This is a genomic window from Mycobacterium sp. 1245805.9 (genome assembly GCF_001672915.1).
Lineage (GTDB): Bacteria > Actinomycetota > Actinomycetes > Mycobacteriales > Mycobacteriaceae > Mycobacterium.
Genome location: NZ_LZKR01000144.1, coordinates 1 through 10323 on the forward strand (window position 1 = coordinate 1; position 10323 = coordinate 10323).

Here is a 10323-nt window from a genome sequence, read left to right on the forward strand (position 1 = left end):
CCCCCGCGGCCCCCCCCCCCAACGGGGGCCCCCCCCCCCCACCCGCGCCGGGGTCCCCCCCCCGCCCCGGAGCGCGCGCCGGCAAACACGGGGGGGGGGGGGGCGGCGCCGCCCGCCGCCGGAAGCGAGCAAACGCTACTTAGTTAGCTATCCGCGACGACGTCGAGCGCAACTTCGGCGTCGACCTCGGGGTGCAGGTGCACCGAGACCGCATACGTGCCGACGGCCTTGATGTGCGTCTTGGGCAGGCGGACGACCCGCTTGTCGAGGTTGGGTCCGCCGGCCTTCTTGATGGCCGCGACGACGGCACCGGCCGTCACCGAGCCGAACAGCTTGCCCGTGTCGCCCGCGGCCTTCACCGGCAGCGCGACGGGGCCCAGCGCATCGATCGCCGACTTGATCTCGTTGGCGTGCTCGAGGTCGCGCACGGTCTTGGTCTCGCGGGCCCGACGAATCTCGTCGGCCTGCTTCTGCGCGCCGCGCGAGGCCAGGATCGCCAGGCCGCGCGGGAGCAGGAAGTTGCGGCCGTACCCGTCCTTGACCTCCACCGCGTCGCCGACGGTCCCGAGGTGGTCGACGTCAGCCGTAAGAATCAGCTTCATTGGTTCGTACTTTCGGTTGGCTCTCGGCGGCTACCGCGTCGAGGAAGTGAAGGGCAGCAGGGCGACCTCGCGCGCGTTCTTCACCGCGATGGCGATGTCGCGCTGGTGCTGAACGCAGTTACCGGTAACCCGGCGGGCGCGGATCTTGCCGCGCTCGCTGATGTAGGTGCGCAACAGGGTGGTGTCCTTGTAGTCGATCGCTTGACCCTTTTTGGCGCAGAAGACGCATTTGCGCGCCTTGATCGGCTTTTCCGGCGCCGGGCGCCGCTTGGTGGACTTGGCCATGTCTGTCTTTCTTTCCGTTTGTTACTGGTCTGAAGTTTTGCGTTTTAGAAGGGTGGCTCGTCGTCGCCGCCGCCGAAGGACCCCGAGGCCGGGGCGCTGCCCCACGGGTCGTCCCCGCCGCTCGGCTGGGCCGCCGGGGCCGCAGCCGGGCGAGAGCCGCCGCCCCCGCCGAAGCCACCGCCCCCGCCGCCGCTGCGGCTGGCCTTGTTGACCTTGGCGGTGGCGTAGCGCAGCGAGGGGCCGATCTCGTCGACCTCGACCTCCACGACGGTGCGCTTCTCGCCCTCACGGGTCTCGAACGAACGCTGCTTGAGCCGCCCGGTGACGATCACCCTGGCGCCGCGAGTGAGGCTTTCCGCGACGTTCTCGGCGGCCTCCCGCCAGATGTTGCACCGCAGGAACAGCGCCTCGCCGTCCTTCCATTCCCCGCTCTGGCGGTCATAGATCCGCGGCGTCGATGCCACGGTGAAGTTCGCCACGGCGGCACCCGAGGGAGTGAACCGCAGTTCGGGGTCGGCGGTCAAGTTGCCGACAACGGTGATTGTGGTGTCACCAGCCACAGGTTCCTCCTCGTTCCACCCTGTTCGTCGCGTTTGGACGGGGGATAGACATCAGTGTGTTCCCGCTGAGCGTACGCAGCTCCGACGACACTCGGCAGTCAGTGCTTGTCGGTGCGCATCACCTTGGTGCGCAGCACCGACTCGTTGAGGCTGAGCTGGCGGTCGAGCTCGGACACGGTCGCCGGCTCGGCCTTCAGGTCGACGACCACGTAGATGCCCTCGGCGTGCTTGGCAATCTCGTAGGCCAGGCGGCGCTTGCCCCAGATGTCGACCTTGTCGACGGTCCCGCCATCCTTGCGGACGACGTTGAGGAACGTCTCCAAGGACGGGGCCACGGTGCGCTCGTCGAGCGTGGGGTCAAGAATGACCATGATTTCGTATGGACGCATGGAAACCTCACCACCTCCTCTGGTCTTAGCGGCCACGGTCGTTCCGTGGCAGGAGGGTCGCCTGCGTCGGCAACCGCCCCAGGGTACCGGACGCGGGGTCGGCCGGGAAAATCCGTCCGGCGGGTGCCTTACTTCCGGCGTTGGGAGTATTCCTTCGCCCTGGCCCTCGTCGCGCGGTCGGCCTTGGCGAGCGAGCCGGAGTCGAACGGCGGCTGCGGGTCGTATTCGATCAACAACTGAGCGGCCTGCGCGGCCTCTCGGTCGACGAGAAGCTCGACCAACCGGAGGGCCATGTCGATGCCGCTGGACACACCAGCGGCGGTGATGATTCGCTGCGGCAGGTGCTCGACAACTCGTTCGGGCACGTAACGTGCGCCCAAGTCGTTCAACAAATCCGCAGCACTGAAATGGGTCGTCGCGGTGAGCCCGTCGAGGAGGCCGGCGGCGGCCAGCAACAACGCCCCGGTGCACACCGACGTGGTGAACGTGGTGTTGGGGTGCACCGATCGAAGCCAGGCGCGGATCGCGTCGTCGTGGATTAGCTGGCGGGTTCCGATGCCGCCGGGCACGACCACCACGTCGGGGGCGGCCACTTCGTCGAAGGCCGCATCGCAGGCGACGCCGAGCATGCCGTTTTCGGTGCGCACCTCGCCGCGGCGGTGCCCGACGAACACGACGTCGATCGATGGAATGCGTTGCAGCACTTCGTACGGGCCCACGGCGTCCAATGCCGTGAACCGTGGGAACAGCGGGATCGCGACGACCGTCATGGCACCACGGCTGCCGCTTCGTTTTCAGGTTCGGGCGCCGGGGCCGCCGGGCGGCGCACTCCCGGCGGACGCAGCCAGTCGGGCAACCACCGGGGCGGGGCGTCGGAGGCGCGATCGAAGGGGCCGCCCGCCGGATCGTCGACGCGCCCGCCCCAGCGCACCAGGTCTTCCTCGGGCCGGTAGATCTGCCGCAGGACAAGCACACACAGCGCGACGACCGCGACGTCGCGCAGCAACACCGTCGTGGTGAAGAACTGCTCCGGCAGCCCGCGGTTCGGGTTGCCATACAGGTAGTACATCCGTGGCACCCATACCAGCGCGTCAATCGTCATCCACGCCAGCAGGATTCGGCGATGCGGCAACGCCAGCACCGCCAACGGCACCAGCCACAACGAGAACTGGGGGCTCCACACCTTGTTGGTCAACAGAAAAGCCGCCACCACCAAGAACAGCAGCTGCGTCAGCCGTGGGCGTCGCGGGGCGGTGAGCGCGACATACGCGATCGCGGCGCAACACAGCGCGAACGACACCGCGACGACCGCGTTCAATACGGTCGGTGGCTCCCAGAAGCCAAGCCCCGGATCGAAACCACGCCAGCCGGTGAACGATTTCACCACATTGTACAACGAATCCATGTCGTCGCCGCGGCGCGTGTTGAGCCGGAAGAACTCGGACCAACCGCGCGGAAACAGCACCAGCACAGGCAGATTCACCATCAGCCAGGTCGCCGCGGCCGTTCCTGCCGTGCGCGCCAGGGCGCCGAGTCGACCGGTCCGGAGGCCCAGCACCAGCATCGGGCCCAGGAACAGCAGCGGATAGAGCTTGGCCGCGGCGCCCAACCCGATCAGCACACCGGCCAACACCGGTTTGCGCCGCGCCCAGGCCAACAGCCCACCCATCGCGAAAGCCGTTGCCAGAGCGTCGAAGTTGGTGAATATCTGAAATATCACCAACGGCGAGGCGGCCACCAGGGCGGCGTCCCAGATGCGCCGGCCCGACAGGCCCGCGGTCGCCCAGACGGTCGCCAGCCAGGCCAACGCCAGGCCGAACGCCGCGATGTCGAAGAACATCACCACCTCGGCCACCACCGGCAGCGGGGCGATCTTGCTCAGCGCGGTGTAGGTCTTGGCCACCGCCATCGACACATATTGGTAGACCCCGGTCAGCACCGGATACTCCATGTAGCGCACCGCAGGTCGGCCGTCATAACGCGTCTGCGGCGCGCCGCTGCCGTCGGTCTCGATCCAACTCGACTTGTACGGAAACTTGCCCTGGCTCAACAACTCCGCGCCGTAGAGGGGCACCGTGTCGGAGTAACACAACTCGTAGTAGGCGCGTTGGTTCTCCCAATTGGCGACCCGCTGATCGCCGCTCCCCGAGCCGGTGCTCTGCAGGCACGCCGCCTTGGTCGACCAACCGAGCGCCAGGAACACCAGCGCGATCAGGAACATGACCCGCACCGGCGTCATCACCCTGGTGCGGCCGATGAGCGCGTGCCGGCCCACCGGTCCGCCGACGACATCGGCCAGCGCCGCCCCCAAAACGTCAGTGCGGCTGGGGCAATCGCGGTTGTCGGCGCTACGCAGATCTGCGGCCAGGGGCCGCGGTGAGATGGTGCTGTCCTGCTGAGGCGCGCCGGTCACGGCGGCGGCGGAGGCGCTTGCGGGCCGCCCGGCGGGACGCCGGGTGGCTGCGGGCCCCCCGCGCCCGGCTGGGTGCCCGGGGGCGGCGGCGGGGCGTTGGTGATCGTCGTCGGCGGGCCGACCGGGATGGTGATGCCCGGCGCCACCTCGATGGTGGGCTGGATGACGGTCACCGCGGGCGGCGCCGGCGGGGGCGGGGCCGCGGGAACGCCGGCGTAGCCACCGATCTCGCTCGGCTTGGGGAACGTCTCGTTGGGGGTGCCCTTGAGGGCGCCGTCCATGGTCGCCTTCCAGATGTCAGACGGCAGCCCGGAACCGTAGACCTCCGCGCCCGAGGCCGTTACCAGCGGCACGTTGTCCTGCACGGTGCCCACCCAGACCGCCGTCGACAGCGACGGCGTGTATCCGACCATCCAGGCGTCCTTGTTCGCCTGGGTGTCGCCCAGCTGCACCGTCCCGGTCTTGGCCGCAGAGGCCCGTCCGCCGGCCAGGTTGTGGCCGCGCGAGTAGCCGGCGATCGGCTGCATCGCGGCGGTGACGTTGTCGGCGACGCCCTTCTCGATGCGGTTCTCGCCGTTGTTGTCGGAGTTGCCGGCGTCGAACAGCACCTGGCCTTCGGCGTTGACGACCTTTTGCACCAGATGCGGCCGGTGGTAGACACCCGACGCGGCCAGCGTGGCGTACGCCGATGCCATGTCGATGGGCCGGGTCTGATACTGGCCCAACACGATTCCGTTGTTGGGCGGTCCGCCCTTGCCGTCCTCGGACAGCGTGTGCGCGACGCCGGGGAAGCTGGTCGCGACGCCCGCCTGGTGTGCGGCGTCGGCGACGGCCTGCGGTCCCCCCTTGAGCTTGAGCATCAGCCGGTAGTAGGCGGTGTTGAGCGAGAGCTTCAGCGCCTCGGCGATATTGCAGGTCCCGCAGCTCTCCCCGTCGACGTTGGTGATCTTGATCCCGTCGACGGTGAGCGGGGAACTGTCGACCTGGTAGCCGAGCCCGATGCCTTGTTGCAGCGCGGCAACCAGAGCGAACACCTTGAACGACGATCCGGTCTGCAGCCCGGCCTGAGCGAAGTCGAAACCGTTTGCGTCCGAACCGCCGTAGTAGGCACGTATCGCGCCGGTGTGCGGATCGATCGACACGGCCGCGGACCGCATGTCCGGGTCCTGCCCGTCGAGGTATTTCGACACCGCCTTCTCCGCGGCCTGCTGGGCCTTCGGGTCGATCGTCGTGGTGATCTGCAGCCCCTGGGTGTTCAGGGTCTGCTCGTCGATGTTGAACAGCTCCATCAGCTCTTTGGTCACCTGGCGCTCGATCAGCCCGTTGGGCCCGGTGGTCTGGTTCTGCGCGCGAGCCTGATCCGGGGGCAGCGTCGCCGGAAACACCTGTGCCGCACGGTCACCCGGCGACAGCGCCTTGGTTTCCACCATGCCGTCCAGCACCCAGTTCCACCGCTCGGCGGCGCCCTTGGGATCGACGGCGGGATCCAGCGAGGAGGGCCGCCGGATCAGCGCGGCCAACAGCGCCCCTTCGGAGACGGTGAGCTGATCGACCGGCTTGTCGAAATAGGCCTTCGCGGCGGCCGAAATACCGTAGGCGCCGCGACCGAAGTAGATGATGTTCAGATAGGCCTGCAAGACATCGTCTTTGGACCACTCCCCCGACATCTTGGTCGCGATGACCAATTCCTTGGCCTTGCGCATCAGCCCGCTGAGGCCGTGCTGCGCCGAACCGACCAGCGCGTTCTTCACGTACTGCTGGGTGATCGTCGAGCCACCCTGCAGGTCGCCGCCGAAGAGGTCGTTGTTGACCGCCCGCGCGAACCCGGTGAACGAAATGCCCGGGTTGGAATAGAAGTTGCGGTCTTCCGCGGCGATCACCGCCTGACGCACATGCACCGGCACCTGGCTGAGGTTGACGTCGACCCGGTTCCCTTCGGGCGGAACGATTTTGGCGAGCTGTGAGCCGTCATTAGCCAGGATCGTCGAGACCTGATTGGTGCGGATGTTGCCCGGTTTGGGAACGTCGACGATGAAGTACGCCATGGTGAACGTGACGATCGGCAACAGCACCAGCGCCGCCGCCGTGATGTACGCGGCGCGTCGCACCCACAACCAGTTGATCTGCTGAGTCCAGCTCCAGTCCACCCCGGGTCCGGGAGCCCTGCCGCCGGGTCCGCCGGGGCCGCCGGGCCCAGCCGGACCTCGGGGCGGGGGCGGCGGTCCTTCGGGTGGGCGGCGCCCGGACATCGGCTCGGCGCGTCGCGGAGCGCTCCCCCGTCCGTCCAGCGCGGCCTTGACCTCTTCGAGCGGGTCGCTTTGCAGGGGCGCGGACGCGGGGCGGTCCAGTGCGGCCTTCACCTCTTGGATCGGGTCGGCTCGGCGGGGGGCGCGGTCATCGACGACCGGCGGGAGGATCGTGGTCAGCCGGTCGTCGGGCGGAACCGGGCGGCGGCGGCCGGGCGCCGGGGGCGGGTCACGCCGCGCCGGATCCGCCCCGTCAGGGTTGTCCTGCCGGTCGGTGCTCGCGTGCTTGCCCACGCGCTCAGTCGCCGATTCGTTCAGGTCACCGGGCGACTGGTCGTGGCGCCCTTCGTTACTCAATGGCCGTGCGGGCGCCGTTGCGCGCCGTCCGGGTGCCGCCGGTGCCTTTGGGGGGGCGTACGGCACCCATCACGTACGACTTCACGAGGTGGTTCCAGCTGCAGGTTCGGCACACCTCCACCACGTGGACGGAAAACTCCGGGAAACGGGTTGCCAGCATCACCAGCTCTTCGGCGGTGCGCGCCGAACCCGACACCGCGCCCAGGTGGTCGCCGAACACCCACGACACCAGTGTCAGCTGCTCCTTTCGGCAGATCGGGCACATCACTTGGCTCTGTTTCCCGTGAAATTTCGCGGCGCGCAGCAAATACGGGTTGGCGTCACACACCTCGGATACACCGGTGCGGCCCGAATAAACCTCGGCGAGCAGGGAGCGCCGCCGAAGCGCGTAGTCCACCACTTGTCGCTGCAGTCGCACGCTGACCAGAGTACGTGGCCGCCCGCACCGCCGATACGCAACCGAGGCCGTTGCGGGACCGCGCCGCGACGATCGCCGTCGGCGTCCTGTGCCGAATCCGGGCGGGACTTCTACGATCATCGGCGTGGCGAAATTGCTCGGGACGACGGCGCGGGGCGGCGGGGCCGCCGGGGCCACGCCGACGACCCGCGCCAAGGACAGCGACCGGCAGGACGCCTGCCGGATCCTCGACAACGCCCTGAGCGACGGCGAGATATCCGATCAAGAGCACCGGGAACGCGTCAGCGCGGCGACCAACGCGGTCACCCTGGGCGAACTGCGGGCCTTGGTGGACGACCTGCAGGGCGACACCAGCGGGCTGCAGTCGACGGCACGGGCGGGGAGATCGGCGTCATCGATGCTGCCGAAGTTCGGCGGGTGGCGCGGCCTGGCCGCCGCCCTCCTCGCGTCGGTCCTGCTGGGCGTCGGCATCGGTTGGGCCGTCTACGGCAACACCCGCTCGCCGCTGGATTTCACGACGGACCCCGGAGCCAAGCCCGACGGCGTCGCCCCGGTGGTGCTGACGCCGCCCACACAGCTGCTGTCGGTCGGCGGCCTTACCGGCCTGATGGAGCAAACCCGCAAAAGGTTCGGCGACACCATGGGGTTCCGGCTGGTGATCTACCCGACCTACGCGGTGCTCGACCGCCCGGACCCCTCCGATGACCGCCGCATGCTGGCCTACGATTACCGCGGCGGCTGGGGAGACCCGACCAGCTCGGCCAAGAGCGGCACCGACGGTCCCGTCCCGGTCGACCTCTCCAAGTTCGACATCGCCGCCACCGTGGGCCTGGTGCGCGGAGCCCCGCAGAGCCTCCGGATGAAGAACTCCGACGTCAAGACGACCTATCTGATCATCGAACCTTCGACCGACCCCACCACCCCGGGCGCGCTCTCGCTCTCGGTGTACGTGTCGGGCGACTACGGCGGCGGATCCATCGTTTTCGCAGGTGACGGCACCATCAAACGGGTCAATCTGCCGTCGTAGCGGGCCCCGACGCTCTGTGACGAATAGCGCACCAACGACAGGTAGTGTTGTGGCGAATATATCGAGACGATACGATGACGCGAGGCGTCGGACCGTTAAGTCGGTCAAAGCAATCAGCCATACCGAGCCGTACTTAGTCGTTCCCGGCCATTTCGAGGGGGTGTATATCGATGCTTGAGCTCGCCATCCTGGGTCTCCTGATCGAATCGCCCATGCATGGGTATGAACTACGTAAACGGTTGACGGGCCTCCTCGGGGCGTTTCGGGCGTTTTCGTACGGATCGCTGTACCCGGCCCTGCGGCGCATGCAGGTCGAAGGGCTGATCGCCGAGGACGCCGCGCCTGCCGGCACCCCGGTCCGGCGGGCGCGTCGGGTCTATCAACTGACCGACGCGGGCCGGCAGCGCTTCGGTGAGCTGGTGGCCGACACCGGTCCGCACAACTACACCGACGACGGCTTCGGCGTCCACCTGGCGTTCTTCAACCGCACGCCGGCGGAGGCGCGGATGCGCATCCTGGAAGGCCGCCGCCGTCAGGTCGAGGAGCGCCGCGAAGGGCTTCGCGAAGCGGTGGCGCGGGCGAGCAGCTCGTTCGACCGTTACACCCGCCAACTCCACCAGCTCGGCCTCGAGTCCAGCGAGCGCGAGGTCAAGTGGCTCAACGAGCTCATCGCGGCGGAGCGGGCGCTGCCGGGCCTGTCCGAACAGACGTGAAACCCCTGCACGAACCGGCAACCAGAACAGCCAAGACACAAGTAATAGAAGTGAGGAGAACGCCCTATGAGTGACCACAAGCCGTTCGGGGCGCCCGAGGCGTCGACAGAGGTACGAGTCGCCATCGTCGGCGTCGGAAACTGTGCCTCGTCGCTGGTTCAGGGCGTGCAGTACTACCTCGACGCCGACGAGAACAGCACGGTGCCCGGCCTGATGCACGTGAAGTTCGGCCAGTACCACGTCCGCGACGTGAAGTTTGTGGCCGCATTCGACGTGGACGCCAAGAAGGTCGGGTTCGACCTGTCGGAGGCGATCTTCGCGTCGGAGAACAACACCATCAAGATCGCCGACGTGCCGCCCACCAACGTGACGGTGCAGCGCGGTCCGACCCTCGACGGCATCGGCAAGTACTACGCCGACACCATCGAGGTGTCCGACGCCGAGCCGGTCGACGTGGTCAAGGTCCTCAAGGAGAACAACGTCGACGTGCTGGTGTCCTACCTGCCGGTGGGCTCCGAGGAAGCCGATAAGTTCTACGCGCAGTGCGCGATCGACGCGGGCGTGGCGTTCGTCAACGCGCTGCCGGTGTTCATCGCCTCGGACCCGGTTTGGGCCAAGAAGTTCGCCGACGCCGGCGTTCCGATCGTCGGCGACGACATCAAGAGCCAGGTCGGCGCCACCATCACCCACCGCGTCATGGCGAAGCTGTTCGAGGACCGCGGCGTCCAGCTGGACCGCACCATGCAGCTCAACGTCGGCGGCAACATGGACTTCCTCAACATGCTGGAGCGCGAGCGGCTGGAGTCCAAGAAGATCTCCAAGACGCAGGCGGTCACCTCGAACCTGCAGCGCGAGTTCAAGACCAAGGACGTGCACATCGGGCCGTCCGACCACGTGGGCTGGCTGGACGACCGCAAGTGGGCCTACGTGCGGCTGGAGGGCCGCGCGTTCGGCGACGTGCCGCTGAACCTCGAGTACAAGCTCGAGGTGTGGGACTCGCCGAACTCGGCCGGGGTCATCATCGACGCGGTGCGGGCGGCCAAGATCGCCAAGGATCGCGGCATCGGTGGCCCGGTGGTGCCGGCGTCCGCCTACCTGATGAAGAGCCCGCCGCAGCAGCTGCCGGATGACGTCGCGCGGGCCCAGCTCGAAGAGTTCATCATCGAGGGGTAACTCTCCGTAACGGTGTGCGGGGGGGGGGGGGGGGGCGGCCCCCCCCCCCCCTGGTTTTGCGGGCGTTCGCGAGCTCACGGCTTTCGGTGTGAGCCGAGGGTTTTGAGTGTGTGCTCAGGGGGGGGGGGGGGGCGGGGGGG

Annotated in this window: 11 protein-coding genes; 3 read left to right on the top strand and 8 right to left on the bottom strand. The window is 68.1% G+C overall.

Features of this window, described 5'->3' with window-relative positions; genetic code table 11:
• Nucleotides 1–143: 143 nt before the first annotated feature.
• The 8 genes from rplI to A9X00_RS19380 form a co-directional block, all read right to left on the bottom strand.
• The gene (rplI, locus tag A9X00_RS19345; protein ID WP_067156966.1) at nucleotides 144–602 is read right to left on the bottom strand and encodes a 50S ribosomal protein L9; all 459 of its coding nucleotides are present in this window, start codon (nucleotides 600–602) and stop codon (nucleotides 144–146) included.
• 30 nt (nucleotides 603–632) lie between these two features.
• The gene (gene rpsR, locus A9X00_RS19350; protein WP_066935440.1) at nucleotides 633–887 is read right to left on the bottom strand and encodes a 30S ribosomal protein S18; all 255 of its coding nucleotides are present in this window, start codon (nucleotides 885–887) and stop codon (nucleotides 633–635) included.
• A gap of 44 nt (nucleotides 888–931) precedes the next feature.
• Nucleotides 932–1447, bottom strand: coding sequence for a single-stranded DNA-binding protein (locus A9X00_RS19355; RefSeq protein ID WP_067156969.1), 516 nt, complete (start codon nucleotides 1445–1447; stop codon nucleotides 932–934).
• 98 nt (nucleotides 1448–1545) lie between these two features.
• Nucleotides 1546–1836 (bottom strand): 30S ribosomal protein S6, encoded by a 291-nt coding sequence (rpsF, locus tag A9X00_RS19360; RefSeq protein WP_044509152.1) that lies wholly within the window; start codon nucleotides 1834–1836, stop codon nucleotides 1546–1548.
• A gap of 128 nt (nucleotides 1837–1964) precedes the next feature.
• Complete coding sequence (locus A9X00_RS19365) at nucleotides 1965–2606, bottom strand: DJ-1/PfpI family protein (RefSeq protein WP_067156972.1); 642 nt, start codon at nucleotides 2604–2606, stop codon at nucleotides 1965–1967.
• Nucleotides 2603–4249, bottom strand: coding sequence for a glycosyltransferase family 87 protein (locus A9X00_RS19370; RefSeq protein WP_067156975.1), 1647 nt, complete (start codon nucleotides 4247–4249; stop codon nucleotides 2603–2605). The genes A9X00_RS19365 and A9X00_RS19370 overlap by 4 nt, the downstream gene beginning before the upstream one ends.
• Entirely contained in the window at nucleotides 4246–6813 is a 2568-nt protein-coding gene (locus A9X00_RS19375) for a transglycosylase domain-containing protein (RefSeq protein WP_369830771.1), read from the bottom strand. The genes A9X00_RS19370 and A9X00_RS19375 overlap by 4 nt, the downstream gene beginning before the upstream one ends.
• A gap of 31 nt (nucleotides 6814–6844) precedes the next feature.
• Nucleotides 6845–7270 carry a DUF5318 family protein gene (locus A9X00_RS19380; RefSeq protein ID WP_067156981.1) on the bottom strand — a complete coding sequence of 142 codons (426 nt, stop codon included), beginning with the start codon at nucleotides 7268–7270 and terminating at the stop codon, nucleotides 6845–6847.
• Between the two features lie 124 nt (nucleotides 7271–7394).
• On the opposite strand from A9X00_RS19380, the gene A9X00_RS19385 reads away from it, so the two are divergent.
• The 3 genes from A9X00_RS19385 to A9X00_RS19395 all read left to right on the top strand — a co-directional run bounded on the left by A9X00_RS19385 (nucleotide 7395) and on the right by A9X00_RS19395 (nucleotide 10183).
• On the top strand, nucleotides 7395–8297 hold the full coding sequence (locus tag A9X00_RS19385; protein WP_067156984.1) for a DUF1707 domain-containing protein: 903 nt from the start codon (nucleotides 7395–7397) through the stop codon (nucleotides 8295–8297).
• A 170-nt stretch (nucleotides 8298–8467) separates the two neighbouring features.
• The gene (locus A9X00_RS19390; protein WP_067156987.1) at nucleotides 8468–9010 is read left to right on the top strand and encodes a PadR family transcriptional regulator; all 543 of its coding nucleotides are present in this window, start codon (nucleotides 8468–8470) and stop codon (nucleotides 9008–9010) included.
• A 66-nt stretch (nucleotides 9011–9076) separates the two neighbouring features.
• A complete protein-coding gene (locus tag A9X00_RS19395) occupies nucleotides 9077–10183 on the top strand; it encodes an inositol-3-phosphate synthase (protein WP_067156990.1) in 1107 nt (368 codons plus the stop codon).
• Nucleotides 10184–10323 lie beyond the last annotated feature (140 nt).

Excerpts from the sequence above, each read along its gene's own strand:
- rplI (WP_067156966.1), bottom strand. The coding sequence starts at position 602 with ATGAAGCTGATTCTTACGGCTGACGTCGACCACCTCGGGACCGTCGGC.
- A9X00_RS19365 (WP_067156972.1), bottom strand. The coding sequence starts at position 2,606 with ATGACGGTCGTCGCGATCCCGCTGTTCCCACGGTTCACGGCATTGGAC.
- A9X00_RS19390 (WP_067156987.1), top strand. The coding sequence starts at position 8,468 with ATGCTTGAGCTCGCCATCCTGGGTCTCCTGATCGAATCGCCCATGCAT.
- rpsR (WP_066935440.1), bottom strand. The coding sequence starts at position 887 with ATGGCCAAGTCCACCAAGCGGCGCCCGGCGCCGGAAAAGCCGATCAAG.
- A9X00_RS19395 (WP_067156990.1), top strand. The coding sequence starts at position 9,077 with ATGAGTGACCACAAGCCGTTCGGGGCGCCCGAGGCGTCGACAGAGGTA.
- rpsF (WP_044509152.1), bottom strand. The coding sequence starts at position 1,836 with ATGCGTCCATACGAAATCATGGTCATTCTTGACCCCACGCTCGACGAG.